The organism is Paraburkholderia silvatlantica (genome assembly GCF_003096715.1).
GTDB classification, from domain to species: domain Bacteria; phylum Pseudomonadota; class Gammaproteobacteria; order Burkholderiales; family Burkholderiaceae; genus Paraburkholderia; species Paraburkholderia silvatlantica.
The window spans coordinates 106,869-133,804 of sequence record NZ_QEOL01000012.1 but is presented as its reverse complement, the minus strand read 5'-3'; the positions used below and the strand labels follow the sequence as shown (position 1 = coordinate 133,804).

Annotated in this window: 24 protein-coding genes and 4 pseudogenes; 16 read left to right on the top strand and 12 right to left on the bottom strand. The window is 60.8% G+C overall.

Translation table 11 applies throughout. The features are described from left to right. Positions 1–4: 4 nt before the first annotated feature. The 5 genes and pseudogenes from C7411_RS17645 to C7411_RS37060 form a co-directional block, all read right to left on the bottom strand. On the bottom strand, positions 5–1,150 hold the full coding sequence (locus C7411_RS17645; RefSeq protein ID WP_243413211.1) for a porin: 1,146 nt from the start codon (positions 1,148–1,150) through the stop codon (positions 5–7). Positions 1,151–1,222: 72 nt separating this feature from the next. Beyond that, positions 1,223–1,612 (bottom strand): annotated as a pseudogene (locus C7411_RS38215) (hypothetical protein); the annotation flags it as partial. Between the two features lie 594 nt (positions 1,613–2,206). Continuing rightward, the gene (locus C7411_RS17640) at positions 2,207–2,707 is read right to left on the bottom strand and encodes an acyloxyacyl hydrolase (RefSeq protein WP_243413210.1); all 501 of its coding nucleotides are present in this window, start codon (positions 2,705–2,707) and stop codon (positions 2,207–2,209) included. A gap of 660 nt (positions 2,708–3,367) precedes the next feature. Next, on the bottom strand, positions 3,368–5,089 hold the full coding sequence (poxB, locus tag C7411_RS17635; protein WP_110385537.1) for a ubiquinone-dependent pyruvate dehydrogenase: 1,722 nt from the start codon (positions 5,087–5,089) through the stop codon (positions 3,368–3,370). Positions 5,090–5,301: 212 nt separating this feature from the next. After that, positions 5,302–5,631, bottom strand: a complete 330-nt coding sequence (locus tag C7411_RS37060) for a hypothetical protein (RefSeq protein ID WP_133253666.1) — start codon at positions 5,629–5,631, stop codon at positions 5,302–5,304. Positions 5,632–5,683: 52 nt separating this feature from the next. Between C7411_RS37060 and C7411_RS17630 the strand changes: the two genes are divergently transcribed. The 15 genes and pseudogenes from C7411_RS17630 to C7411_RS38760 all read left to right on the top strand — a co-directional run. Beyond that, positions 5,684–6,796 (top strand): mandelate racemase/muconate lactonizing enzyme family protein, encoded by a 1,113-nt coding sequence (locus C7411_RS17630; RefSeq protein WP_110385600.1) that lies wholly within the window; start codon positions 5,684–5,686, stop codon positions 6,794–6,796. 171 nt (positions 6,797–6,967) lie between these two features. Then, positions 6,968–8,107, top strand: a complete 1,140-nt coding sequence (locus tag C7411_RS17625; protein WP_110385536.1) for a branched-chain amino acid ABC transporter substrate-binding protein — start codon at positions 6,968–6,970, stop codon at positions 8,105–8,107. Positions 8,108–8,141: 34 nt separating this feature from the next. Beyond that, positions 8,142–8,819 (top strand): HAD family hydrolase, encoded by a 678-nt coding sequence (locus C7411_RS17620; protein ID WP_110385535.1) that lies wholly within the window; start codon positions 8,142–8,144, stop codon positions 8,817–8,819. 640 nt (positions 8,820–9,459) lie between these two features. Next, the gene (locus C7411_RS17615) at positions 9,460–11,148 is read left to right on the top strand and encodes a 5-guanidino-2-oxopentanoate decarboxylase (protein WP_110385534.1); all 1,689 of its coding nucleotides are present in this window, start codon (positions 9,460–9,462) and stop codon (positions 11,146–11,148) included. 227 nt (positions 11,149–11,375) lie between these two features. After that, complete coding sequence (locus C7411_RS17610; protein ID WP_243413204.1) at positions 11,376–11,699, top strand: aldehyde dehydrogenase family protein; 324 nt, start codon at positions 11,376–11,378, stop codon at positions 11,697–11,699. Between the two features lie 163 nt (positions 11,700–11,862). Beyond that, complete coding sequence (locus C7411_RS17605; protein ID WP_110385532.1) at positions 11,863–12,960, top strand: extracellular solute-binding protein; 1,098 nt, start codon at positions 11,863–11,865, stop codon at positions 12,958–12,960. Positions 12,961–12,964: 4 nt separating this feature from the next. Further along, positions 12,965–13,879 carry an ABC transporter permease gene (locus C7411_RS17600; RefSeq protein WP_110385531.1) on the top strand — a complete coding sequence of 305 codons (915 nt, stop codon included), beginning with the start codon at positions 12,965–12,967 and terminating at the stop codon, positions 13,877–13,879. Next, the gene (locus C7411_RS17595; protein ID WP_110385530.1) at positions 13,879–14,721 is read left to right on the top strand and encodes an ABC transporter permease; all 843 of its coding nucleotides are present in this window, start codon (positions 13,879–13,881) and stop codon (positions 14,719–14,721) included. Before C7411_RS17600 ends, C7411_RS17595 begins: the two co-directional genes overlap by 1 nt. Before the next feature lie 37 nt (positions 14,722–14,758). After that, positions 14,759–15,832: an ABC transporter ATP-binding protein gene (locus C7411_RS17590; RefSeq protein ID WP_110385529.1), complete on the top strand. Its 1,074-nt coding sequence runs from the start codon at positions 14,759–14,761 to the stop codon at positions 15,830–15,832. Positions 15,833–15,881: 49 nt separating this feature from the next. Continuing rightward, positions 15,882–16,700 carry a transporter substrate-binding domain-containing protein gene (locus tag C7411_RS17585; protein WP_110385528.1) on the top strand — a complete coding sequence of 273 codons (819 nt, stop codon included), beginning with the start codon at positions 15,882–15,884 and terminating at the stop codon, positions 16,698–16,700. Positions 16,701–16,737: 37 nt separating this feature from the next. Continuing rightward, entirely contained in the window at positions 16,738–17,490 is a 753-nt protein-coding gene (locus C7411_RS17580) for an amino acid ABC transporter permease (protein WP_110385527.1), read from the top strand. After that, a complete protein-coding gene (locus C7411_RS17575; protein WP_110385526.1) occupies positions 17,487–18,143 on the top strand; it encodes an amino acid ABC transporter permease in 657 nt (218 codons plus the stop codon). The genes C7411_RS17580 and C7411_RS17575 overlap by 4 nt, the downstream gene beginning before the upstream one ends. 30 nt (positions 18,144–18,173) lie before the next feature. After that, positions 18,174–18,899 carry an amino acid ABC transporter ATP-binding protein gene (locus C7411_RS17570; protein WP_110385525.1) on the top strand — a complete coding sequence of 242 codons (726 nt, stop codon included), beginning with the start codon at positions 18,174–18,176 and terminating at the stop codon, positions 18,897–18,899. A gap of 113 nt (positions 18,900–19,012) precedes the next feature. Continuing rightward, entirely contained in the window at positions 19,013–19,915 is a 903-nt protein-coding gene (locus C7411_RS17565; RefSeq protein WP_110385524.1) for a LysR substrate-binding domain-containing protein, read from the top strand. A gap of 6 nt (positions 19,916–19,921) precedes the next feature. Continuing rightward, a pseudogene (locus C7411_RS38760) lies at positions 19,922–20,080 on the top strand (aminotransferase class I/II-fold pyridoxal phosphate-dependent enzyme); the annotation flags it as partial. On the opposite strand, the pseudogene C7411_RS17555 reads toward C7411_RS38760, so the two are convergent. Then, a pseudogene (locus tag C7411_RS17555) lies at positions 20,067–20,262 on the bottom strand (IS5/IS1182 family transposase); the annotation flags it as partial. The pseudogenes C7411_RS38760 and C7411_RS17555 overlap by 14 nt on opposite strands. 476 nt (positions 20,263–20,738) lie before the next feature. Between C7411_RS17555 and C7411_RS37830 the strand changes: the two are divergent. After that, entirely contained in the window at positions 20,739–20,969 is a 231-nt protein-coding gene (locus C7411_RS37830) for a hypothetical protein (protein ID WP_207786538.1), read from the top strand. A gap of 89 nt (positions 20,970–21,058) precedes the next feature. On the opposite strand, the gene C7411_RS17545 is transcribed toward C7411_RS37830, so the two are convergent. The 6 genes and pseudogenes from C7411_RS17545 to C7411_RS17520 all read right to left on the bottom strand — a co-directional run bounded on the left by C7411_RS17545 (position 21,059) and on the right by C7411_RS17520 (position 26,931). Further along, complete coding sequence (locus C7411_RS17545; protein WP_110385521.1) at positions 21,059–21,784, bottom strand: GntR family transcriptional regulator; 726 nt, start codon at positions 21,782–21,784, stop codon at positions 21,059–21,061. A gap of 176 nt (positions 21,785–21,960) precedes the next feature. Further along, positions 21,961–22,179: a hypothetical protein gene (locus C7411_RS38200; protein ID WP_165822828.1), complete on the bottom strand. Its 219-nt coding sequence runs from the start codon at positions 22,177–22,179 to the stop codon at positions 21,961–21,963. Positions 22,180–22,184: 5 nt separating this feature from the next. Further along, a pseudogene (locus C7411_RS38930) lies at positions 22,185–22,466 on the bottom strand (porin); the annotation flags it as partial. 511 nt (positions 22,467–22,977) lie between these two features. Beyond that, a complete protein-coding gene (locus tag C7411_RS17530; protein ID WP_243413202.1) occupies positions 22,978–24,351 on the bottom strand; it encodes a cytochrome c in 1,374 nt (457 codons plus the stop codon). A 133-nt stretch (positions 24,352–24,484) separates the two neighbouring features. Then, positions 24,485–26,137, bottom strand: a complete 1,653-nt coding sequence (locus C7411_RS17525; RefSeq protein ID WP_110385519.1) for a GMC family oxidoreductase — start codon at positions 26,135–26,137, stop codon at positions 24,485–24,487. A gap of 5 nt (positions 26,138–26,142) precedes the next feature. Further along, positions 26,143–26,931 (bottom strand): sorbitol dehydrogenase family protein, encoded by a 789-nt coding sequence (locus C7411_RS17520; RefSeq protein ID WP_243413201.1) that lies wholly within the window; start codon positions 26,929–26,931, stop codon positions 26,143–26,145. Between the last annotated feature and the right edge of the window lie 5 nt (positions 26,932–26,936).

Below are 26,936 nucleotides of genomic sequence, written 5' to 3'. Positions count from 1 at the left end.
GTCGTCAGAACATCTGGCGAAGACCTACTGCCACGCCAACGTTGTTCGTACGGCCGATGCTGTCAACAACGCCAGCCTGATTGGTCGAACCGGGATAATCCGCGGCGAATGCGCCGTTGCCACGTGCGAAGTCAGCCGTTCCGTACACTTCCGTGTGTTTCGACAATGAATACTCTGCAAGCAGCGTGGCCGAGTAGTTGATACCCGATCCAAGCGTTCCATCGAGTCGCTCGGCATTGCGTGCGTGGTCGTAGTAGCCGGCTACCGTAAATAGCAAGGCACCGGTCGCCTGCCAGTTTCCACCCACATAGAATGCGTCGTCGATCCGGTTCGGGCTGCTACCCGGAAGTCCCGGGGCACCGGCCTGCTGCATGTTGATGTCAGTCGTTCCGGACTGGTCCTGCGAATGAAGCCAGCCGGCGAGCAATCGCACTGACGATGTGAGCTGATACGCTCCGCTGATGTGCAGCATGTTAATTTTCCCTCCGTTGACCAGGCTGCCTTGCGCGGACGTAACAGATGTCTGCTGGAAGCCAGCGCCGAGAGTGGCAGGACCGCGAACATATGTCAGGTCTACACCGTACGTGCTGCCAAGACCCACAGAACCAGCCTGGTTCCCAAAGCCGTAGAGGGCATCAAGAGTCAGCCCATCGACCGTCACTGTGTACTTCACAGCGTTGTTGACGATAAGGTACGGCCCAATACCGTTCCACACCCAACTGTCTTGCCAGTAGTCCCCCACTGTCAGCGGATCGAAAATTTCACCCATCGAGTCGTAGAGAGGAGAATATTGGCGGCCGAGAGTAAGAGTCCCGTAGGTATCGCTCGACAGACCGACATATGACTGCCTGCCGAAAAGCTCATTCGGTGAACTCAGCTTGCCATTGAATGCGTCAAACTGGTTTTCAAGACGGAAGATCGCAGACAGCCCACCGCCGAGATCTTCTGTTCCCCTCAATCCCCAACGGCTGTTGGTTTCCGGACCAACTGTCATACCGACCAGGTCCTTGCCGTCGGGGGCTGCATTTGTCTGATACCGGACGGCCGCGTCGACAAGACCGTAAAGGGTGACCGAGCTTTGCGCGAACGCCGGTGACGCCGCAACGGCGAGGATCGAACCTGCCGCACAGGAAATTGTAATCTTCTTCATGTCTAGCAGCATGCTGGCGTAGGCAGGAATTCTGGACCCAGGGCGTGCGCCTCGCAGTTGGCGACCAGCGACGTGCAAAGCCTTTGTCTTGATTTCCCGCAAAGCCAGATCAATTCCGGCCATTGCATGACTGAGCGCACCTTTGCGACCACTGTATATCGCGCAGTCGCACAGCTTCTTCCTGAGCCGGGTCACGTTCACTGGATCTTCACCGAGAAGCAGATGACGCAGCCCCGACACCACCGGTGAGGAGAACGGCGCTTCAATCACGGCCTTATTGATTGCTCTCGATCCGTCAGCCTCGCCCCAGCCAACGATACCGGCATCGGTGGTTATTTTGACCAGAAACGCCTCTGTCGAGCCATCTGACAGCGCTTCGATGTCATCGCGGAAATGGAATGCCTGCACGTCAATGATCTTCACAACTTCTCTCCGTATGTTTGTGTACTGGTATACGATCATGACGAAATCAGGATTGCAAGCACAACCGTTCTCGACAAACAAGCTGATCGGCAGGCGCCACTTCCGCCCAGATCCGGAGTGAGGGCGACAGCCCTCCGAGATCGTTGCGCCGTGTGCCCGTCCACGAGCGACTCGCGGTGAAGGAACCGGCCACGTATATGCGCGCAACTGGCTGGCAAGCCGTAATCTGGCACGATGCCAGCAACGCAGCACTTTGCTCGCAGTGTGCCGCCGTACGGATTCGTCTCGCACATCGGGACTATTGGCGAAGTACCGTTCGCATCGGGAATTCGCTGCTCAATGACCGGCCTGATGGCGATGGGGAGTCGCTCAGATACTTTCTCACTACCGCACCGGCGAGGCGACACTGGAGCAGCTTGTGGTAATAGGGTGGCCGCCCTGCCTCTGTGGCAGGAGTACTATTTCAACGGAGGCGTGCGCCGACGCGCATGCGGCTGGCACACTACGCCGCCTGGCCCATCAAGTCCCGTTCATTGCACCACATCCCGTTCCGCCGTAGTTAAAGGCAATAAAACGCTCCCGCCGATACTGAGGCGATCTGCGAAGCGGTGTCGCGCCTATCCATACGGTTCGTCACACTCCGAAAGGGGTCGTCGCAGATCTTGGCCGCACTTCATCGAGTTCGGTAATTATTCGAGCGCGACTGTGTGCGCACCGGAAACCGGGTTCATAGTTCATCGCGTTCATCAATGCGCCGGGTGGCGCGTGCACCAACTCGAACCAGCTGGTTTCGACGGCCGGATTGCCCACCGGCGTTTGATGGTCTGGTAACGCTCCGGTGGCAAGGTCAGAAGCATACTGGATATATCTGAAGCTGATGCCGGGATTGGAATGCCTGAGACCCGCATTCGACAAATGCTGAAATCGGAAACCAGCCTGACAGGTCCGGTGCACGCCGAACTGTGCCCCGACTCCAGCCATGTCGGAAAACTGAAACGAGGAAAAGAAACCACGGTCTGGCGTTTCATCCACGCGAGAAAGCAGTCTCACGCCTGCGCCAGCTTCGGCGAATGGCCGAATAGAGCCGGAACTCTTATGAAGCGAAACACCGGTGTTACGCCGAACATCCCGCATGTCCGGATGCGAGCCCGGTTGTTCCTGAATATCCCGACGGCGAAATGATAACCGGCAACTTCCCACCATCTTAGTCCCGGGTCCCAGCAATGCCGAAATCGGCTTTGCGAACGCCGTGATCCGCCATGCCCTCGGCGAATTGAACACCCCACTGCCCCCCGTACGCAGCCGTCGTGCTCAAGCACAGCACCCCGAATCGAAGCCTTCCTTCTTTCAATTTTTTCCTCTATCTTTTTCCATCAAATCCGCTGTTATTGGATCATTTGCGAAAGCTGGATCGGAGCCTCGTTCGCGACCATGCCGATTGCCGATGGTCTGAAACGCAGCAAGCGGCACGAAAAAAAGACCTCCGTCGAGGCAACCGGAGGTCTAAGCGGGGAGAACATCATCGAACCTCATTGGGAACGATGAGCAACTATGCTAACAATATAAATTCGCACAATAAATGCGAATTTTCGCACTACACAATTTCTGATTTCTTATATATAAAATTATAACAAAATAATCGGACAATGCTTATTTATAGATTCGCCTTCTAAATTAAACCGGGCATCTATTTCGAGAATAGAAATTCACTATTTCGCAATTAGTGGCAATCCATGGCACTTGGCAGCGGAAGTCAGCGTGTCGGAGAGGCGAAAAAAGGCGGTACGGGGCACGTCATCGCAGATTCGTCTTCGCCAGCTCGACGAGCTCATCTCCACGGCCATTCAAGATCGCACGCAACATATACAGACTGAAGCCCTTGGCTTGCTGGAGCTCAATCGTCGGTGGCATCGCGAGCTCATGTTTCGAAATGACGACGTCAACGAGTGCCGGACCAGGCTGCGCGAAGGCCTCCTTCATCGCCGCGGGCAGCGCCTCAGACTCCTCGACGCGCACCGACCAGATGCCCGCACCTTTCGCGATCTGCGCGAAATCTGTCTTGCCTAGATCGACATTGGTATCGAGATAGCCCGCCGCCTTCAACTCCATCGACACGAAACCAAGCAGGCTGTTGTTGTACACGACGACCTTGATCGGCAAATCCAGCTCGCGCGCGCTAATCAGGTCACCGAGCAGCATCGACAGGCCGCCGTCGCCCGACAGCGACACGACCTGGCGTTTCGGATGCGCGGCCTGCGCGCCGAGCGCCTGCGGCATCGCGTTCGCCATCGAGCCGTGATTGAACGAGCCATGCAGTTGCCGCTTTCCGTTCATGGTCAGGTAGCGCGCGGCCCATAGCGTCGGCGTGCCGACATCCACCGCAAAGATCGCGTCATCGTCCGCCGCGTCGTCGACGAGCCGCGTCAGGTACTGCGGATGGATCGGACGCCCAGGCGCCGATGGTGTCGCGAGATCGTCGAGGTCCTTACGAGCCGACGCATAATGCTTCAGCGCGTTGTCCAGGAAACGCCGGTCAGTCTTTCGGTGTAGCAGGGGCAGCAGGGCGGCAACCGTCTCCTTCACAGTGCCGACGAGCCCCATTGCAAGCGGCGCTCTCCGTCCCAGTTGCGAGCCCCGCCAGTCAACTTGCACGATCTTCGCCGAGGGCGGATAAAATGGCCGGTACGGGAAATCGCAGCCGAGCAGCACCAGCGTGTCGCACGACATCATCGCGTGATATCCCGAACTAAAACCAATCAGCCCGGTCATCCCGACGTCGAACGGATTGTCGTACTCGATGAACGTCTTGGCACGCAATGCGTGCACGACCGGCGCACCAAGCGTGTCGGCCAGCTTCACCACCTCACCGTGCGCACCGGCCACACCGCTGCCGCACATGATGGTCACGGCTTCGCTGGCGTTTAACATCGACGCGAGTCGGTCCAGTTCCGCATCCTGCGGCGTGATCGTGATCGATGCGTTCGCGTTCCATTGCGGTGTGACCGACGGGCCCTCGCCCAGCGCAATGTCACCGGGGAGCACGATCACTGCGACGCCGCGCTCATTGATCGCCGTGCGCATCGCCCGCTCGAGCACACGCGGAAACTGCGAGGCGTTCGACACCAGTTCGACGAAATGACTGCACTCCCTGAACAGCTCCTGCGGATGGGTTTCCTGGAAGTACCCGAGTCCAATCTCCGTCGAAGGAATGTGAGCAGCGATCGCCAGTACCGGCTGCTGGCTGCGATGACAGTCGAAGAGGCCATTGATCAGATGAAGGTTACCCGGTCCGCAGCTTCCGGCACATACTGCAAGCTTGCCGCTCGACGCCGCCTCGGCGCCTGCCGCGAACGCAGCGGCTTCCTCATGGCGTGTATGCATCCAGCGGATCGATCCAAGTTGATTGAGACTGAAAGCCAGGCCATTCAGGCTGTCACCCGTGACGCCCCAGATACGCTCCACACCTGCCTGCGCAAGGGTCGTCGCCAGATAATCAGCAATCGTTTTCTTTGACATGGAAGTTCCTTGAAAGGACCACGGAAATTACTTTGCACGAGCATATCGTGCATTCGCAGGATATCGTTCAAATCAAATGTATGCATCGAAATACTCTTATTATTTAGTATTACTTATTAAATAAAAGCAGGCATACCATCTGGATAGTTGTGATATTCCCGGGCGCGAGATCGGGTAGATCAAACTGCCTCTTGAAAATTTGACGATTCCGCTCATTGCCTGAAACCGTGTTCGCTGCGCTTCTGAACCGCCTGAACGCGAGTTTCACATTCGTTCGGAACCTGATGTGGTGATAGTTCGATTCGATCAGATTGTTGCGATACTTCGAGGAATGCACCTTCGTGTTTCCACAAAGCAGCCCATCGGGCCGCTGTCGGAATGGTGTCCATCGGTTCCGGGGCGTCGCACGGCGCCTGTTCTCCGCGGCGTTGCTTCCGGTCGGGCTTTGCTTGTGGATCCACAATTGGTAGCACGTCGCGGCCGATGGAAGACAAGGTGATGCTCCCGATCTGCTCCCTTGTCGGGAACGGTTCTGCTTGCAATCCTGATTTCGTCGTGTTTGTATACCAGTACACAAACATACGGAGAGAAGTTGTGAAGATCACTGATGTGCAGGCTTTCCATTTGCGCGGTGACATCGAAGCGCTGCCAGACAGCTCAATGGAGGCGCTTCTGGTCAAAATATCCACCGATGCCGGTATCGTTGGCTGGGGCGAGGCTGACGGATCGAGAGCAATCAATAAGGCCGTGATTGAAGCGCCGTTCTCCTCACCGGTGGTGTCGGGGCTGCGTCACCTGCTTCTCGGTGAAGATCCCATGAACGTGACCCGGCTCTGGAAGAAGATGTATGACTCCACGATATACAGTGGTCGCGAAGGTGCGGTCATTCATGCGATGGCCGGAATTGATCTGGCTTTGTGGGATATCAAGGGGAAGGCTTTGCAGGTTCCCGTTCATCAACTGCTAGGCGGATGCTTTAGATCCAGAATTCCTGCCTACGCGAGCACACTGTTTGAAATCACTCCGGGCAAGAACGCTGATCTCGCGAGAAAAATCGTGGATGACGGCTATACGGCGATGAAGATGGGTTGGCAGTCTTTCGGGCGCGGCCCCCTGGCAGACGACATCCGAACGATTGAAGCAATTCGGCATGCCGCTGGGGATGCGACAGGCATTGCGGTTGACGCGGGTTTTGCCTGGACGCCGAAAGAGGCTATGCGCAGGGCTCAGGCATTCGAGCCTTACAACTTGATGTGGATCGAAGAACCGCTTGTCCCGGACGACCTGGTCGGATATGAACGACTTTCGAATTTTGTCCCCACTGAGATTGCGGCAGGAGAAGAAGATGCTTCCGTCAATGGTTTCGTGCGATTGATGAACGCGGGAATTGACTACATCCAGATCGACCTGACGAAAACCGGATTGACAATGGCCATGCAGGTGGCCGCAATCGCAAATCAGCGGGGCCTGAAGTGCATCAACCATAACTTCTCGAACCACATTAACACTGCCGCATCCCTGCATTTTCTGGCAGCTATACCGAATGCCTTTATTCTGGAATATGGCTACAACCCGGCCGAGATCGCCAGGACACTGATCCTGAATCCAATTGTGGTGAACGATGGATATGTCGACGTGCCCATGGAGCCTGGGCTAGGCGTCGAGCCGGATCTAAGCGTAGTTGAGCGCTTTCTTGTCCGCGGCTGATAATTAAAAATATTAACCACATTTTACAAATTGAATCGACCGCAATAATTTTCTGGAAAATCTTAAATTCCTTTAATTTTAAGATTTTTTAAAATCCGACTTGTATGTGAATTTTATGGTTATGACGAAATTTCTGTACCCCGTCTTTAAAAACTGCTTTTTGGAGGTGCTATGAATTCTGGCACGACGAAATTTTATTCAGTCTCATTTCTTTTTTTAGCTATGCTGGCCAGCCGCAGCGCAACCGCCGAAGTTGTCAAGATCGGCAGTGCTGCACCAACCACGGGCTCAATCGCGCATATCGGGAAGGACATCGAAAACGGGGCACTCTTGGCCGTAGAGGAAATCAACGCGAAAGGTTTGACGATTGACGGAAAGAAGATCGAGCTGCAGCTTGATAGGCAGGATGACGCTGCCGACCCAAAAACTGCGACGCAGGTAGCACAGCGTCTTGTGGACGACAAAGTTGTCGCGGTGGTTGGTCACGGAAATTCCGGTGCCTCGATTCCTGCCTCCAGGATCTATTACGATGCGGGGATTGTTCAGATTTCGCCGGGAACCACTAATCCTGTCTATACCCAGCAGGGGTTCAGGACGGCCTATCGTGTCGTCGGGACCGACGCCCAACTCGGACCGGCACTGGCACAGTATGCACACGAGACCCAAAAACTTAAAAACGTTGCGATCGTAGATGACGCGACGGCTTATGGTCAGGGGTTGGCCGACGTGTTTCGGCAACGTGCGAAGTCATTGGGCATGGAGGTCTTGTCGACCGACGAGACAAACGATAAGGCTATCGATTTCCGCGCAATTCTTACCAAGATCAAAAGTGAGCGCCCTGAAAGTATTTTCTACGGCGGTATGGATTCGACAGCGGGCCCTTTTGTGAAGCAGGCGAAACAGCTGGGAATCGATGTCCCCGTTTTTACGGGCGATGGAGCATGTACTGACAAACTATCAGAACTCGCCGGCAGTGCAGTGGATCAGGTTGTTTGCGCAGAAGCCGGCAGGGATATTAAAGCGATGCCGGGCGGAAAAGATTTCGGCATCAGGTACGAGAAGCGATTCCATCAGCCGGCCGAAGTCTACGCCCCCTTTGCGTACGACGCTGTTTATATTATCGTCGACGCCATGCGACGAGCTAATTCTGTCGATGCATCAAAGATTCTTAGCGCCATGCCAACGACCGATTACAACGGAGTAACTGGAAAGATAAATTTCGACAACCACGGGGACCTGCAGCATGGAGTGGTGTCACTATACGATTATAAGGCCGAGAAGAAGACGCTTCTCGATGTCGTTAAAATGTAGTATTTTTAATTTTAATTAATGAACTGGATAAATTATGGATAAGTGGATTACCTTTGACTGCTATGGGACACTAATCGACTGGCGGCTTGGAATGACTCAGGCACTGGAAATTGTGTCGACGGGTAACGCACGTGAAATCATGGCCCATTACAGAAGAGTAGAATTCGAAGTCGAACTGGAACCTTATCAACTCTACCGTCAAGTCAAGAGTCGAACCGTGAGAAGGATTGTCGATGAGCTGGGAATTGCGATGAGGCCGGGAGATGAAGATATCCTGACTGTTACGATGCCTTTCTGGCCCGTCTTTGACGATTCGAATGCTTCATTGCGTGCTCTCAAGAGTCTGGGCTACAAGATTGCAATCCTGTCAAACGTTGATCGTGACATCATTGCCGGCACGCTCCGGCATTTCGACGTCGTTTTCGACTTGATCATAACTGCGCAGGATGTATCGTCTTACAAGCCGAGAGATGCGCATGCGAAGAAGTTCCTGGAAGTTTCGGGTGTCAAACCAGGTAATTGGCTGTATGCTGCATACGATCTTGAATATGATCTGCAAGCTGCGGGGCGAAGTTTAGGTGCGGGTTGCGTATGGGTGAATCGCGACAGAAAGGAGTCGACTGATACCTCTTTCCTGGTTGCCAATCTCCCTGACATCAGTGCGTTGCCGGAAGTCGCGACCCAATATTTTTCCCATTCTCAGTTCGGTTAAGCCCGTGGGCAGTATGCCTATGCATGCCCGATCGCCATTATGGACGTCTCCACCGTTTATCATGAAATGAAGAAAGGGGCGCAAGGGCATGCCTATGGCAATAACAGAGCGTGGGGTCACGCACGGTAGCTCGCCTGACATTGGGAAGATTGTTACTGTTCGGGTTCGCTGAGATCGATGACCTGCCGTTGCGTGTCCTGGTCGTATTATATGTCTGCTGCGTTTATACCAGCCCGGTGGTTTAACAGATTGGTGGCCGGATTCTTAAAGCTTGATGGCAAATAAAGTGGCGCCACCGAGTCAACGTTAGCAGAAACTTCGAACCCAACAGCTGGCGATACCCATTTAGTCTCCCCCTTCTGACGGGATGTGCCGTTCAGGCGGTTGGAGCACCAACGCAGCCACCGCAAGAACGGGCCTGCCCCAATCGCAGCTGCAGTCCACTCACCGTCAGCTCACCTCCGCAGTCGCGCCGGCAAACCTGTAAGCCATCGCTGGCGTATCCGCTGCCATGCAGAAAGTTCATGCGGGCCATGAGAACTAATCGATTGTTTCCAGACTGGAGCGGCCTCGACAATGGCTCGGCGCCTGCCGCGCGCGGCGCTTGCCCACCCACACACTGGAACAAGAGCGACGATCCATGAACTCTCCGGCCCTGTCCCCATGCCTGACTGAAGCGCCCGTCTTTGCCTCCCCGCCGCTTGCCGCTCCGACTTGCGGCGAAGTACTCGTCAAGCTGCTCGAACGCCATGGCGTCGAATACGTGTTCGGCATTCCGGGCGTGCACACCGTTGAGCTCTACCGGGGCCTCGCCGCATCGTCGATCCGCCACGTCACGCCGCGCCACGAGCAGGGCGCGGGCTTCATGGCGGACGGCTACGCGCGCGTGACGGGGCGCCCCGGCGTCTGCTTCATCATCACCGGGCCCGGCATGACCAATATCGCCACGGCGATGGCACAGGCGTACGCCGATTCGATCCCGATGCTAGTGATCTCGAGCGTCAACGCACGCCGCGAACTGGGCAGCGGCGATGGCCATCTCCACGAACTGCCCTCGCAGCGCGACGTCTTCGCGGGCCTGACAGCCTTCTCGCACACGCTGCTCGACGCGGCCGATCTGCCGCAGGTGCTCGCGCGCGCGTTCGCCGTCTTCGCGAGCGAGCGCCCGCGCCCGGTCCACATCGAAATTCCGCTCGACGTGATCGTCGCGCCCGCTTCGGCCATCGCGCCCGCACCCGTCGTGCTGCCCACGCGACCCGCGCCCGACGCCGCCACGCTCGCGGCCGCCGTGCACCTTCTGCGCGTAGCGCGCCGTCCGCTCATTCTCGCCGGAGGCGGCGCGGCGCACGCCAGCGAGGCACTGCGTGAACTCGCCGAACGCCTGCAGGCGCCGGTCGCCCTCACGATCAACGCGAAGGGCCTGCTACCTTCGCAGCATCCATTGCTGCTGGGCTCGACGCAGTCGCTGCCGCAAACGCGCGCGCTAGTTCGCGATGCCGACGTCGTGCTCGCCATCGGCACCGAGCTGGGCGAGACCGATTACGACGTCGTCTTCGACGGCGGCTTCGCGATAGACGGGCAACTGATCCGCGTGGATATCGACGCCGAGCAGTTGATGCGCAATTACCGGCCGGACGTGGCGATCGTCGGCGACGCGCGCGTGGCGCTGGACGGGCTCTGTGCGGCACTCGACGCGGACATCTTGCCCGAGCGCGGCGCAGCGTGGGGTACCCCGCGCGTCGCTGCAGTGCGCGCCGCGATCGCAGCCGGCTACGATGCGCCCACGCGTGCGCAGGCCAAGCTGATCGACACCCTCGCCGCCGCGCTGCCCGGCCTGATCGTGGTCGGTGACTCTACGAGCCCCGTCTACGTCGGCAACGTCACCTACGACGCGCCGGGTCCTCGCGCGTGGTTCAACTCGTCGACAGGCTACGGCACGCTCGGCTACGGGTTGCCCGCCGCGATCGGCGCGAAGCTCGCAGCACCGGACCGCCCGGTCGTCTGCCTGATCGGCGACGGCGGCCTGCAGTTCACGCTGCCCGAGCTGGCCAGCGCCGTCGAAGCCGGCTTGCCCGTGATCGTCCTGGTCTGGAACAACGAGGGCTACGGCGAGATCCGCAAATACATGGTCGCGCGCGATATCACACCGGTAGGCGTCGATCCGTACACGCCGGACTTCATCACGATCGCGCGCGGCTTTGGCTGCGCAGCGCGCACGGTCGACGACCCCGCCGCGCTCGCCGGAGCGCTGGAAGACGCCCAAGCGTTCGGCGTGCCGACCGTCATCGAGATTCGCGAAGCGAACTGGTTTGCGAAGGTCGGCCTTTGAACAACGCCGCCCCCCTGGCTCGATGCGCCGCTGCGCACGCCGCTCTTCATCGACAGCGCGTGGTGCGCAAGCGCATCGGACCAGCGCATCGCTGCCGTTAATCCGTCGAACGAAACCGTGATCGCGGAGGTCGACGCGGGCGGCAAAGCCGATGGCGAGCGCGCCGTCGCGGGCAGCATCCTGCCCTGCGGCCCGGCTACTTCGTCCGCCCAACGGTCTTCACCGACGTGCCGAAAAACAGCCCGCTATGGCGCGACGAGATCTTCGACCCTGTGCCCCGCATGCGCGCCTTCGACACCGAGGATGAAGCGATCGCCATGGCCAACGACAAGCCCTACGGCCTCGTCGTACCCGTCGCAACCCGCTACTGCGAGCGCGGCACGCGAGTCAGCAACGCGCTCGAGGTCAGAGTCGTCTGGGCCGGCGCGCCACAGATGAACTTTCCTAAGACCTCATGGGGCGGCTACACGCAGAGCAGCCTCGGCCGCGAACTTGGCCCTTTCGCGCTCGCCGCGTATCAGGAGATCAAGCAGGTGCTGCTCCCCGCCTGAGACGGTGCCGCGCCGATGGCGCCATGAGGGATTCTCATGGCGCCCATGAGGAGATTTCGATTGTTCCGAAAATTTGACCTGCCTACATTTGAATCCCCCACCCCCGCGCGGCAAGAGCCCCCCAGCGCGCATACGCAGCCGCATCGTTCAACAGGAGATGACCATGCAACGTTACAACCCAGGCAGAAGGCAGGCGATGAAGGCGATAGGCGCAACGCTCGCTGCCTCGGCGCTGCCCATGCCGTTCATCCAAACGGCGAAGGCCCAGCAGGCCAGTTTCGCGGGCAAGACGCTGCGTCTCCTCACCTGGTCGGACGATACCGGCACCGCCGCGCTGCGCAATATCGCCGAGACATTCAGCAAGCAGACCGGAGCAAAGGTGATCGCGGACCGCGCGGACGGCACTTCCGGCATGGTCGCCAAGGTCAAGGCCGCGGGCGACCGCCCGACCTATGACGTCATCACGCTGGCCGGCGTGGGTGCCGCGGGTCTTGCCGATGCCGGTCTCCTGCAGCAGCCCGACCTCCAGAAGCTGCCGAACCTGAAGGACGTCCCGCCCCAGTACCGCACCGGCGCAAACGGCTTCGGCATTGGCTATCTGCTGTGGTCCGACGGCCTCATCTACAACACATCGACCGTCAAGATGCCGCCGTCGAGCTACGAAGCACTTTGGGATCCGAACTATTCTGGCCGACTCTTCCTGCCGCCGCCGGAATGGGCTGAGGCGGTCGATCTCACGATCATCGCCGCGAAGCTCGCGGGCGGCTCGCAGCAGAACATCGAACCCGGCTTTCGCAAGCTCGCCGAACTGAAGGACCGCGTGATGACACTAGGCGAAAATCCGAATCAGATCGCGGACCTGTTCCGCACGGGCTCGCTCGATATCGGCGGCATCTACTCGGCGGCGTTCTTCCCTGACCAGATCCGCAAGCCCGAGTACAACATGGGCATCACCTACGGCATGAAGGAAGGCTTCGCGACGCAACTCATGTTCAGCGTGATCCCCAAGGCGCACCCGGGCGATCTCGACCTGATCCACGCGTTCGTGAACCATACGCTCGACGCGGGCGTACAAGGCCGCATGGCCGCTGACGTGCTGAACGGCCCCGTCAACAGCCGCGCCGTGATCCCCGCAGAAAGCCGCGCATTCGTCCCGTCGCCGAAGCAGATCGCCGAAAAGGCCGTGCTGCATAACGACAAGGCGCTCGCGGCCGTGCAGGCAGCGTGGATCAAGCGCTACACCGGCCTCTTCGCCGCGTAACGCCATGGCCTCGCTCTCATCGCCGGCTGCGCGCACGACTACGAAGCCCGCGGGAGGACGCGGCGAGCCCGCCGCGCTGCCCGCTATCCCGCCGTGGCTGCTGCTCGCGCCCATCCTCGTCTTCCTCGCGGTGCTAATCGCCGCGTCGCTCGCGGTGCTTCGCATGAGCTTCGGCGTGCCCGGCAACGAGTGGCATACCTTCACGCTACAGAACTACGCCGACCTCGCCGATGCGTACTTCCTCAAGTCGCTCTGGCTCACCCTACGGCTCGCCTTCGGGAGCATGGTGTGCGCCATGCTGATCGCGGTTCCCGTCGCGCTCGCGATGGCCCGCACCGAGTCGCGGCTCGCGCGCCGGCTCATGCTCGCGTGCGTGCTGCTGCCGCTGCTCGTGAACCTGCTGTTGCAGGGCTATGGCTGGCTTGTGATCCTTGGGCCCGCAGGTCTGCTCAATCACGTCCTGAAGGCGGCGGGCCTCATGCAGCGCCCCGTAATCTGGCTGTACCGCGAGCAAGGGGTGCTGCTCGGCCTGATCCAGACTGCATTCCCGCTGGCAGTGCTGCCGATGTCGAGCGCGCTGCGCGCCGTGTCGCGCTCGTTTGACGAAGCGGCGGCCACGCTCGGCGCATCACGCTGGCAGACGCTCTGGCACGTCACGCTGCCGCTCGCGATGCCCGGCATCGTCTCGGGCGCGCTGCTCGTCTTCGCCTACAACGCGAGCGCGTTCGCCGTGCCGCTGTTGCTGGGCGGCCGGCGCGTGCCCATGCTCGCGGTGCTCATACACGATCAGGTGGCGCCGCTGCTGAACTGGCCGGCTGCGTCCGCTTCCGGCGTCGTCCTAATGGCCGCGACGCTCGCCGTCATGGCCGTGTCGCAGCGTCTCGCGCGCCGCGTGCAACACCTCGAGGAGCCCCGCTGATGAACCGCCTGCTCACTGGCGCTGCCCTGCCGGGTCGGCTCAGCCGCCCGACAGGCCTGCTCGCTGCCCTTGTGCTGTTCCTCGCAGCGCTGCCCATCCTCACGATGGTCACGATGTCGTTCGGCACCTCGGACATGCTCGAATTTCCGCCCCGGCACTTCGGGCTGCACTGGTACCGCGCCGCCTGGCGCACGTTCGTGTCTCCCGACGCGACCGACACGCTCTCGATGAGCACCGCGCTCACTACCAGCCTGATCGTCGCTATCGCAACCATGGCGATCTCCACCGCAGTCGCCGCGCCCGCCGCCTACGCACTCGCGCGCTATCGCTTTCGCGGGCGGGCGTTCGTCGAGCAGCTCGTCGCACTGCCCGTCGTCTATCCGCTCGTGATGCTCGGCCTCGCGCTGCTGCTCGTGTTCAACGCACTGCCAGGCGAGCTGGGCATGCTGCGCCTAATCGTCGCCCACGTCATTCTCACGCTGCCGTTCGCGGTCAAGAACTGCGCGGCTTCCGTCGCATCCATCGGCCCCGAGTTCGAGGAAGCGGCCTGCCTGATGGGCGCGAGCCCGCGACGCGCGCTGTTCGACATCGTGGTGCCGCTCATGCGGCCCGGCATCCTCGCGGGCATGCTGTTCGCGTTCATCGTCTCGTTCAACGAGTTCACGGTGACCTTCTTCCTCTACAGCATCGACACCATGACGCTACCGGTGTGGCTCTACAGCCGCACGGTGTCGTCGCTCGACCCCACGGTGTTCTCTTTCGCGGTCTTTACCGTTGCGATCGACTTCGCGCTGATCTGGATGCTCGAGAAGCTCGTCGGCGACGCTGGCGTCGCGGTCTGAACCCCGAGCGCCTCACGCTCCCCTGCAAGGAATGACGATGACACAGCTGGTACTCCAGGACGTGACGAAGCGCTTCAACGACGCGTACGCCGTCGATCACGTGAACCTGTCCGTGCCCGACGGCAAGCTCGTGTGCTTCCTCGGCCCTTCGGGCTGCGGCAAGACCACGCTCATGCGCATCATCGCGGGCCTCGAAGCGCCCACCTCGGGCACGCTGACCTTCGCCGGTGAGAACCTGCTCGACGTGCCCGCGAACCGGCGCAACTTCGGCATGGTGTTCCAGTCACTCGCACTCTTTCCGCACATGACGGTCGCGCAGAACATTGCGTATCCGCTGCGGTTGCGCAAGACCGACGCTGCTGCACAAAAGCGCCGCGTGGCCGAACTGCTCGATATGATCCAGCTGCCGCATATGGCCAGTCGGCTCGTTACGCAACTGTCCGGCGGGCAACGGCAGCGCGTGGCGATCGCGCGCGCGATTGCGGCGTCGCCGCGCCTGCTCCTGCTCGACGAGCCGCTTTCGGCGCTCGATGCGAAGCTGCGCGAAGCGATGCAGGTCGAGATCCGTTTGCTCCAGCAGCGGCTCGGCATCACCACGATCATGGTCACGCACGACCAGCGCGAGGCGATGACGATGGCCGACGAGATCGTGGTGATGGAGAAAGGCCGCATCCAGCAGGTGGGCCGGCCGCTCGAGATCTATCGCGACCCTGTGAACGAGTTCGTGGCCAACTTCATCGGCCTCGGCAATATCCTGCCGGTCACGCCGGCCGAGAGCAACCAGATCGTGCTGCCGGGCGGCCAGCGCCTCACCGTGGCGGCGCCCGATCCGCCCGCGCATGCGCTGGTGGCGGGCGGCGGCGTGCGCCTCCTGATCCGCCCCGAAGACGTTTGCCTGCGGACGAGCCCCGCGGTCCCGACTCCCAACACGCTACCTGGCCGCGTGACGTTCGTGCGCGATGTTGGCGCCTCGATCGAAGCCACCATCGATTGCGAGGGCTTCACGCTGACCGCCGCGACGACGCCGCGCGAAACGCCCGATCTGCGCACGGGCATGCCCGTGTTCGCCCACCTGCCGCCGCATGCCTGCAAGCTGATCGCCGCGCGCTAAGACAGCCGACACATTCACTTACGCTCCACACACTACGAAGGAATCGACCATGAACGCTACGCTCCGCACCGCCCTTCCACTTCGCGCCCTGCTGTCCCGCGCCGCCGTCGCGCTCGCCTGCGCGAGCGCGTTTGCGGCCACCGCGATGCCCGCGCACGCCGACACCCTCGACACCATCACGAAGTCCGGCATCGTGCGCATCGGCGTATTCGAGGACTATCCCCCGTTCGGCTCGATCGGCCCGGACATGAAGCCGCAAGGCTATGACATTGACATGGCTAACCTGATCGGCAAGGCGCTCAACGCGAAGGTCGAACTCGTGCAGGTGACGGGCGACAACCGCATGGCCTATCTGGCCGACCACAAGGCCGACCTGCTGCTTTCGGTGGGCGAGACGCCAGAGCGTGCGAAGGTCATCGACTTCTCGCAGGCCTACGCGCCGTACTACCTCGCCGTGTTTGGCCCGAAGAACCTGCCAGTGAAGGGAGCGCCCGATCTCGCGGGCAAGACAATCGCCGTCGCACGCGGCACGCTGGAAGACCTGAGTGTCACCAAGGTCGCGCCCGCAGGCGCCACTATCAAGCGCTTCGACGACCCGAACGGCGCGATTGCCGCGTTTCTCTCCGGGCAAGCTCAACTGCTCGTGGTCGGCAACGATGTGGGCGCAACGATCATCGCCCGCCACCCCGCCATCGATCCGGAGCAGAAGTTCTCGCTGTTCAGCTCACCCGACCATGCGGGCCTGAACAAGAATGAGCCGCGCCTCATGCAGAAGGTGAACGACGCCATTGCCGGCGCGCGCAAGGACGGCTCGCTCAATGTGATGTCGCAGAAGTGGCTGCATGCCTCGCTGCCCGCGGATTTGTGATGCACTTTCCGCTCTTACCGTCTGTTGAGGGTTCGCGATGAGCTATGTCTTCGAATTCAACGATATCGGCACCTATGCCGGCATGCTCGTGCGCGGCACCGGCGTCACGCTCGGCCTGACCGCCGTGTCCACCGCGCTCGGAGGAATCGTCGGCGCCGCCGGCGCGGCGATCGTGATGGCCGGTCCGCGCTGGACCCGCGCCGCCGTTGCCGCCTATGTCGAGCTGATCCGCAACACGCCATTTCTCGTGCAGCTGTTCTTCGTGTTCTTCGGCTTGCCGAGCCTCGGCGTCCATATCGACGAGGTGCAGGCCGCCGTGCTGGCCATGACGGTCAACCTGGGCGCCTATGCCATTGAGATCCTGCGTGCAGGCATCGACTCGGTGCCGCGCGGGCAGGTGCAGGCGGCCATGGCGCTCGGGCTGCGCTGGCCGCAATTGTTCAGCCACGTCGTGCTGCCGCAGGCGCTCGCCAACGTGTTCCCCGCCCTCGTAGGCCAGGTGCTGATCGTGATGCTTGGCTCCGCGGTCGTTTCGCAGATCTCGGTGCAGGACCTCACCTACGCGGCCGACTATATTCAGTCGCGCAACTTCCGCGCCTTCGAGGTCTACATCATCGTCACGGTAATCTACCTGCTGCTTTCGATGACCTTGCGCTGGCTCCTCAACCGGATGGGCGCCCGACTCTTCGCGGGCCGGACCTCACAGCGCACAGCATCGCGCCAGTCGCGACGCTTCGCGTGGCGAACCCGCTCCGCACGCGCGACGGTCACGACGGAGACCGCACCATGATCGAGTTTTCCAACTGGGACATCGCGTATAACCTGCTGCTCGCAGCGCGCTGGACCGTGCTGCTTTCGCTGATCGCGTTTCTCGGCGGCGGCGTTGCCGGACTCGGCCTGCTCGCGATGCGCGTGGCGCCGGTCCCCGCGCTGCATCGCTTCGTCAACGCTTACGTCGCGCTGTTCCAGGGCACGCCGCTTCTCATGCAGCTTTTCCTCGGCTTCTTCGGCCTGCCGCTCATCGGCATCGACGTCACGCCCTGGTCCGCCGCGACGGTCGCGCTCACGCTCTACACGAGCGCCTACCTCGTCGACGTCTGGCGCGGCTGTGTGGAGGCAGTCCCGCGTGGTCAGTGGGGCGCGGCGGCGAGCCTCGGCATGACGTGGGTGCAGCAACTCCGCTACGTGATCTGGCCGCAAGCCTGGAAGATCGCCGTGCCGCCGACGGTCGGCTTTCTCGTGCAGGTCGTGAAGAGCACGGCGCTCACGTCGATCGTCGGCCTGACCGAGCTGACCAAAACGGGCAACATCATCACGAATGCCGTGTTCCGTCCGTTTCCCATCTATGCGATGGTCGCGCTGATCTACTTCGCGATGTGCTTTCCGCTCACGTGGTACGCACACGGGCTCGAACGCCGCTTTCACGCGGCACGGGCTCATTGAAGCCTTTTTCTTGCAAATGCGGGTTCCGACATGATTTCCATAGACAACGTTTCGAAGTGGTACGGCTCGTTCCAGGTGCTGTCCGACTGCACGACGGATCTGAAGAAGGGTGAGGTAGTGGTGGTGTGCGGGCCGTCGGGCTCGGGCAAGTCCACGCTCATCAAGACCGTCAACGGACTCGAGCCGTTCCAGCAGGGCGAGATTCGCGTGAACGGCGCTTCGGTGGGTGACAAAAAGACCAACCTCTCGAAGCTGCGCTCGAAGGTGGGCATGGTGTTCCAGCACTTCGAGCTGTTCCCGCATCTCTCGATCACCGAAAACCTCACGCTCGCGCAGATCAAGGTGCTCGGCCGCAGCAAGGACGAGGCCGCGGACAACGGCCTGAGGCTGCTCGACCGCGTGGGCCTGCGCGCGCACGCCGACAAATTTCCAGGTCAGCTCTCGGGTGGTCAGCAGCAGCGCGTCGCGATCGCTCGCGCGCTATCCATGGACCCTGTCGCGATGCTGTTCGACGAGCCGACGTCGGCGCTCGACCCCGAGATGATCAACGAGGTGCTCGACGTGATGGTAGAACTCGCGCAGGAAGGCATGACGATGATGTGCGTGACCCACGAAATGGGCTTCGCGAAGAAGGTCGCGCATCGCGTGATCTTCATGGATCGCGGCTTCATCGTGGAAGACGACACGAAGGACGCCTTCTTCGCGGCGCCGCGCTCCGAGCGTGCACGGGACTTCCTCGCGAAGGTCCTGCACTGACGCTCAGGACCGACCGCACCGCTCAATTGGCGTCGTATCATTACGGCTCGAGCGCGGGCGGCGCGAGCGGGTACAGGCCCGCCAGCTGTCCGCCCGCCGGAGCACGCCCCCCCATGAGACGCCTTCCTCCCCTCAACGCCCTGCAGATCTTCGAAACGGTCGCCCGCTACGGCAGCTTCACGCGCGCGGCGGACCACCTCTGCCTCACGCAGGGCGCCGTGAGCCGCCAGATCCTGGCGCTCGAGGACTATTACGGGCTGCCGCTGTTCAAGCGCTCGCCCAAGGGCCTCGCGCTCACGGCCGAGGGCGAGCAGTTGCTACCCGCCGTGCGCGAAGGTTTCGGCCGCATCGAGGAAGCCTCGGTGCGCCTCACACGGCAGCGCACCGAACTCGCGCTGAAGGTGCCGACCTGCGTAATGCATTGGATGCTCCCGCGCATCATGCGCTTCCAGACCGAGCATCCTGATCTTCAGGTGCAGATCACCACGACGTGGCACCACGAAGCCGATTTCCAGGCCGAGCCCTTCGACGCCGCGATCATCTACGGCTCCTCGCCCGGCACGGACGTCCACGCGGTGCCGCTGTTCGACGAGTACCTCACGCCGGTCTGCACGCCGGAACTCGCGAAAGCACGGCCGCTTGTGCACCCCGACGATCTGTCCGGCCACACGCTGCTACATCCCACGCGCGACCACGCCGACTGGAAGCTTTGGCTAGGCCGCGCGGGCGCACCGAACGTCGACTGGAACGTGGGCCCCACGTTCCAGTCACTCGATCTCGCGACGAGCGCCGCCATGCAGGGCTTCGGCGTTGCGATCGGCGACCGGACCCTCGTGGCCGAAGATATTGCCGCCAATCGCCTCACGATGCCGTTCGATCTGGCCGTGGAAACCGGCTCGCGCTACTACTTCGTATACCCCGACTGCGTGGCCCAGCAGCAGAAAGTCACGCTCTTTAGCGAGTGGATCGCCCGCGATCGCGTGGCGTCGCCGGCGACTGTGGAACCCATGAAGTAAACGCATGGCGTGCAGCCTGTCGCCATCAAGCTCGCGCAGCCGGACTTCCGCGTGAACTGGGACGAAGTGGCGGTGGCCATCAACCCGCGCACGCGGATGATCATTGTGAACACGCCGCACAACCCCACGGCGACGGTCTTCAGCGAACACGAGCATCGCCGAATGCGCCTTTAGACCCGTTCCGATCGAGTTTGCCCGTAGGCCGACTTCACGTGACCAATGGCCGGTTCGATCGCGCTTCGCCTTCGGATCGTTGCACGCCGAATCCGCGTGATACCGCACTGCAATCCCGGGTGGTAAATCTTCACGCCATCGCCCCTCCTGTAGCCACGATCAACAATCGCCACCTCCGGCTCAACGTCACGCCTACCCCTCCCAACGTGCGAGCGCAACGTGCGCAGAGCGCCCTCTTCACTCGTTTCTGCTGCTTCTCATGGGCGTAGCAGTCTTTGAGATGAAGCGTAACGCCAGCGCAGTTCGCATGGGTGATTGTCGACTCGACGATCCGGGAGAAGGTCGTCGCCCATACCTGTCAGAAGAACAGGGCCTTGCGTCCTGCCCAACGAACGAGATCCTTGCGCGTCTTTCAAAAGCGTCCGTGCCAGCGACGGAATATGACGGGTTGCGGTACGGCAGTCCTTCACCTTCTCACGTGCGCCGAAGCGGCATTGCAGCATGTGTCAAGTCGGACTTCGATTAAACCCGTGCTCAATGGGGAAGCTCTTGTAGTGCTTCTGGGGTCGTGAAACCACGAGTGCGACAGACATCTGCACTTCGCCGCTCGCTTGATCCCGATAGGCGTGTGGCGCCATCTGTCGCAGCCATGAAACAAGAAATCGGGTGCGCTCAGCTGCTGAGTTCGGGCACTGGAACCGGCTGCCACACTCCGGCAGACGCCGGTATTGTTTGTTCACTTGACATCGGCCCGCTAATGGACGAGGGAGCTGCTGCGCGCCATCGTCTGGCTGGGCATCACATCAAGGCCATTCTTTTCGTTCTTATGGTCCCGCGCCTGTTCATCGACTTCGCATTGATGCGGGTGCCGTCATGTTGACCGCAAGACTTTTTCAATCCTGAGAATGAACCTTGCAGGACCGACCGGCTTTAGACCATAAAAACATGGTCTAACTTAGGCCGATTCTCCTAGACTTTGAACCTCGCCCGAGCCTCCATTATATGAGGTTGCAAATGCTCTTTAAAACTCTTCCGGTTTCCAGCCCTAAGCATCTCCAACAAGGCGAGGTGGTCCTCTACGACCAGATTTTCAGGATTTTGGTAGAGACTTAAGCCGACAGCAATCAAGATTTTCTTTGCCATGCGATCCCAAATCTCGAGCAACATACTGTTTCCGCTGGCCGCATACAGTGCCCGATGAAATTCCATGTCCGCCTGCGCCGCCAAAAATGGGGAGCCTTTTCGGAATGCACGCTGCATGTCGTCTACTGCATCTTCGAAAGGAGTCAGTAATTTTGGATTTTTTTTGATAGCACCAAAAGCCAGGTCTGCTGCATGCGCTTCCAGAACGAGCCGAACCGAAAGCATCTGCTCCAGCATGTCTGCCGTTATCGTGACCAACCGCACTTCCCGATTGGGCAAGGGGATGACGATGCCTTGGCCCGCCAGGGTATGCAACGCGCCACGCACAGGTACGCGACTGACACCGAACGCATCGGCGAGTTCGCTCTCAATCAACCTTTGGCCTTGCACCAGGTGCCCATGAATGGCGGCGCTTACAATCGAATCGGCCACCTGGTCACCAAGATTTTTGGACCGTTCATGACTCACAAAGGGAAGTACACTGTCGCGCATTGATGAAATTGACGCAATTGGCAATGTACACCAGTATACCACGTTTAAAGCTTGCTCCATGTCTTTTGAAGCCCCCCTGCCCCGGCCAAAGGCCAATAGCAGCGGTCTCCCCCGTTAGCGGCCCTTCCCCGAATAAGGTGCACGCCTGGTGTTGCACGCACATGAGGACGGCTGTTGTTGTTCCTCTGCGCCGTGGTCGCGCTGGCATGTTGCACCCGGTGCCTATAGGAGCGGGATCATTCGCGCGGGGTTTCGACGCGGTGCCGTATGGCCAGAAGGAGGTGGCCGCAGCAATCGCACTGAGCGCGGTCGATGCGCTGCGTTTCGTTCCCCGTGCCGCAGGGTTTGCGCCTCGCGCTGCCGGCGCTGCTCGGCTTCTCGATCATGATGCTGCAGGCCACGTCGCTCTGCTTCACGAGCGCGCTGCCCGAACTCGTCAGCCGCGCCTCGAGCATCGGTTCACCTGGCCGAACTGCCCGCTCAAACCAACGAACGCCCTGCGCCCGAAAAATGACTGCCCATCAAACGCACCCGGCTGGCCACTGTCGATCCTGTAAAAGCTTTCGAGCGTAAAAATCGCTTTCATGCCACCGCCCAGGTCTTCGGGCCCGGAGAAGCCTCAATATGATGTGGATTGTCCACCCGAACCGACCTCCCGCGCGTCTCCCGCTGACCCAGGCGCACGTACCACTCTCGCAAATGCGTTGGCCAGGCCGTAAAGCAACGTTGAAGACTGCGCGTGCGCGCCACGGCAAACGTGCCGAACACTCCCGCAGGGACTGCTGTACGGCCGCCACCGGCAGCTTTTCGGCCACGCGCTGCTTGCCCCAAAGCTTCACGGCTATGTCAACAACGATGCTGGCTCGCGGGCTGTGCCCCACGCGTGCGCAAATAGTTACAAAAGGTCACGGGCCAGGATGCAACCGCGTGCTTTTCCAATCGAACACGTCCCACACAAGTCATTCCAGGCCGCCCAGACGCGCCCCGCCAAATCGATTTTCCTGTCCATACCGCGTGCAGAAGCACCCAGCGTGATACGTCAGCACCACACCGCGCTCGAAGGTGCGCGACGTGGTTACACCGCAATCAAGTTGTCGTTTCCTTTGCTGCCGTTAACAGCAAGGAGGAGCATGTTTTGGCCCTTGGTGCCCTTGGTACCCTTTGCGCTTCCGCCCGACACGATACAGATCGACCGTGCGCAGTTTGCCGATTCCTGTCAGGTAGTCGAGCAACGGTATGCATGGCACCTGCCATCAGCCATCCTCCCCGGACAATATGCCCGTGTGTGCCGTACGGCGTGCGCGGCGGCGCCAGAACACAATTCCGAAGACGACCATCAGCGCGGCAACTACAGGAGCCGCCAGCATCAGGGGACGGGTCCGCACGAGCAGCGGAACCGGTCCGCCACCGCGCGCGACCGCAATGTCGTGCGCCGTCACTGAAACATTGGCGTTGCCGTACTGCACCAGCACATAGTTTGCGATCGCAGCGATTTGTTCATCCTTGAGCGGCTGGACGTAGGAATCTTCACCGAATGACGGCATCAGCACATGCTGCCCTCCCGCATTACGATCAACGCCGTACAAGATCGCTGCGATCAGATTCGACGGATTGCGCGAGCCTGTGGCGGTGTTGTTCAACAGCGACGGATACGACTGGCTCGGGCTACCCTTGCCGTCTACCCTGTGACAGCTTGCGCAATAGCCGCTGTACAGTGCCACCCCCGTCGTCAGCGTGCCGTTCGCATTCAGCGCGTGCGTGCCGCGCAGCGCGGCCTCGCTGCTGACCGCGCGACCGTACGTGAATGCAGGTGCAGATTCGCGCTCGTCGCGGATCGGCCTCGTACTGCGCAGGTACGTGACGATCGATTTCAGGTCTGCGTCTGACAGATACTGCAGGCTGTCCTGCACGGCTTCCGCCATCGGGCCGGCCGCCTGATTCTTGCCGGATGCGCGGCCGGTCTTCAGGTACGACACCAGCTCGTCGTCGGTCCATGCACCGATTCCGCTCACCGGATCCGACGTGATGTTGGGTGCGTACCATGAGCCGAGCTGCGCGCCGGCCAGGTTGCGGTCGAAGTCTTCGGCCATCAGGGCGTTGCGTGGCGTGTGGCACGCGCTGCAATGCGCGAGCACGTTGGTCAGATACGCGCCGCGATTCCACTGAGCGTCGTGGGATGGATCGGGTTCGAAACGTTTGTTCGACAGGAACAGCATGTTCCATCCGATCATCGCCGTGCGCATGCCAAACGGAAACGGCAGGTTCGTGGCGGGCGCAGGGTCATCGACCGGTTTCACGGCCAGCATGAAGTAGTAGTAAAGCGCACGCACGTCGTTCTCACTGAGGCCGCTGTACGACGTATACGGCATCGCCGGATACAGGTGCGCGCCGTCCGCGCGCACACCTTCGCGTAGTGCACGTGCGAACTGCGCTTCCGTGTAGTTGCCGATTCCGGCTGTTTTTGAGGGCGTGATGTTGCTCGAATAGATCTGCCCCACTGGCGACGCGATGCCGTATCCGCCCGCGAACGGCTTGCTGCCGTCGCGCGCCGTATGACATGCGACACAGTCGGCCGCGATTGCGAGTTGATGGCCTTTCTCGATCAGTGCGGCGTCGGCTGATGTCAAGGAGGCGCCCGGCGGCGCCTCCCGCGCCAATGTGGGCGCGCCGCAGACTCCGAACAGGCTAAGTGCGATCGCTGTACGATATCCGGCAACGTACAGCATGCGAAGTTGTCGGTGAATCGCGTCTCTCATCGGATCAACTCTTCACGAGACTCGCGGAAATCGAATCTGCCGCCTTCAGGCCGAGTGCCGCCATCGACAGGGTCGTATTTACGACGGATGCCGACGGCATCGCGCCACCGCCGGGCAACCACAGATTCGCATGATCGTGTGCGCGGCAGTCGCCATCGACGACCGAATTCTTTGGATCCGATCCCATGATGGTGCCGCCCATGATGTGATTGTTCGCGTTCAGGGCCGTCGTGATGTTGAATTCGACCGCGTCGAACAGGCTGCCAATATGCGTGAGTTGCTTGCATGCCGCATCGTAGCCACGCCGCACGTAATTGCCGACGTCGTAATGGATGTCCGGGCACGCCAGGCCAAGCGGATCGAATCGCGTCTTGCTGAGCGTCAGACGGTTGTTTGGATCGGGCAGCGGTTCGAGGCTGATCGACAGGTCAACGCCATAAATCGCGCGGCGCCGAATCTCCTCGTCCAGAGCCTTGCCGACCAAGCCAAGCTTCAGCGCCTGCTGCGTGGCTGGCCCGACGCGCGAGATGTTGTTCAGGATCATCTTGTTCGCCGAATAATTCCCACGGAACTCGCCGTCGCGCGGTCCGACGATGCAACTGCTCTGCGCAGGACCACGACCGAGCCACATCGGCTCGTTCGCGAGGAACGTACAGTGAAAGCCCGAGTGATCCATCATGTTGCGGCCAACCTGGTCCGACCGGTTCGCAATGCCGCGCGGATTTCGCTCGTTCGCGGCAAGCAACAGCAGGCGCGGCGTCTCGATACCGTTGCAGGCGAGCACGAACATCTTGCCGCTCGCCTTGTGCGATTTGTGCGACGCGTCGTACCAGTGCACAGCCGTTACGCGATTGTTTGCGTCGGTGTCGACCTTGTACGCGACCGATTCGGTGAGCACCTTTGCCCCCTTGCGCTCCGCTCGCTCGATATGATGAATGCCGCTGTACATCGCGCCGATCGGGCAAATCGGCTGGCAGTTATTGTTGCCGCAGCAAGTCGGGCGGCCATGCCACGGCCGCGTACTGCGCGCCTGCGGAATCGGGATCGACCGGTAGCCGTGTGCGTTGACGACGTCGGCAAATCGTCGGTCACCGTGACCCCATGGCACCATGTCCATCGGGTACGGGCGACTGCGTTGCGACGGTGACTGCATCGCCGGATCGCTCGGCCCCGCGACACCCATCTCCTCTTCCGCACGGCAGTAGTACGGTTCAAGATCGTAATAGGAGATCGGCCAGTCGCGGCCGACGCCATATGTCGATTGCATCCGGAAATCGACCGGCAGATGCCGCCAGCTCGATGCAGCCCAATGCCAGGTTGTGCCACCGACTATCCGCAGGTAGCCCTGCTGAAAACTCTGCCCATCCGGGCCACTCAGGCCGACGTAGTTGTTCTTCGGAAAATAGAGTGGGGCCGGCGCATTCGGCGCCTGCGGATAGAGCCCCTGGAAGTCCGAGCCGACACGATTGTCGAAGGGCATGTTGCGCCAGTTCTCGACTGCCTGCGCGCGTTCAATGCGCAGGCCGGATTCAAGAACCAGCACCGAATGGCCGTGGCTTACCAACTGGTCGGCGATCAGACCGCCAACCACGCCGGATCCCACGATCACGACGTCGGCCGACACGTCGCCGTTCGATTCAAATACGGGACTTCTCATGAGATTCAAGCGTGTTCTTGTGAGTGCGAGGCAGTTGCTGGCGTGATCGTTTTACGGGGCGGTGCGACAGCGGCAGACGGTGGTTCAGCGGTCCACCAGAGGGGCCCGTTCGAACAGTAAGTCGGCGCACTCATGCCGTCATTGACGGTGTCGTACATCAGTGCATCGGCATAGGCGACCATCACGGCCTTCTGACCATGACCGACCGTTCCCGTGTACCATGCGGCGACGATCGCGAGCGCCGTGTCGCGCAGGCCGATGCGATCGGCGGCGGCGAGCAGTTGCGCCGATGTTTGGCCAGCGCGGACGCGTTGCGCCAGCACGGCCGCACGCTCCGCAAAACCGGCGTCCGCGCGCCGGAATGCGTCTGCAATTCGCGAAGCCGTCGTCGGATCGAGATTCGCGTTACCTGTCACCGCTTGCGACAGCGCAAGAAAGCCCTTGCTGTCGAGATCCGGCTGCTGCGCAAATACGTACCTGGGTGCAGCGGTGAACAGGCCGACTTGCGACAGCGCTGCCGCCATGACTTTCAGGACCGCTCTCCGGGTAACACCGGCGCACGCAATAACGCGCATTTTCTGATCGTATGGGGCCATGTGGTTTTCGTCTTGTTCGCGAGAAATAGCTCGCATGCTTTCTTTTTTCCGGATGTTCCGCGACAGGAATCCCTTCCGACCGAAACGGCCGGAATGCATCCCTTCACAGCACACAGTCGCCGATCTGGACGCGCCGTCAGACAACCGCTCCTGGTTGAACCAGGTAATACGCAACCGGCGTGAATCGAACCTGTTCATTGGGA